Annotated in this window: 1 protein-coding gene; it reads left to right on the forward strand. The window is 43.7% G+C overall.

Annotation, left to right across the window (positions count from 1 at the left end):
- Positions 1–194 precede the first annotated feature (194 nt).
- The coding region (locus DW938_RS14585) for a hypothetical protein (RefSeq protein WP_118125607.1) at positions 195–563 on the forward strand (369 nt) is incomplete at its 3' end.

Genomic DNA, 563 nt, shown 5'->3' on the forward strand with positions numbered 1-563 from the left:
CTCACAGCGGACAGCAAAGCTGACCGCAAATGTGCCGTAAATACGCAGTCTTCACACAGGTCTTGTGCATATTTCAGGCGGTCGCCTCATGGAGTCAAAATACGGCTTTTTACGAAAATCAGGGGTCGTAAGTGCAGAAATGTGCGAAAAATCGGCGTATTTTCAGGAGTCGTAAAAGAAAAAGGAGTTGTTTCATGGCAAAAGAAAAAATGGCTGTATATTTTCAGCCAGAAACAATTAAAAAGATCGAACAGGAGTATAAAGAGGATAATTGTGCCTCGAAAACAGAATTTATTGAGAAAGCCGTGAAGTTTTACATCGGCTACCTTCGTCAGCAGGAAGAGGTAAACTACCTCTCCCCACTGATTACGGAAACGGTCAAGGCACAGATAAAAGGTACAGAACAGCGGCTTGCCCGTCTGCTTTTCAAAGTCGCAGTGGAGCTTGGAAAGCTGTCGCATATGACTGCGGCGATAAATGATGTTGATGATGAAACATTGCAAAGTCTGCACGCTATGTGCGTAAACGAAGTACGGAAGATCAATGGAATTATCGATTACGAG

The organism is Ruminococcus sp. AM43-6 (assembly GCF_003461785.1).
Classification (GTDB): domain Bacteria; phylum Bacillota; class Clostridia; order Oscillospirales; family Ruminococcaceae; genus Hominimerdicola; species Hominimerdicola aceti.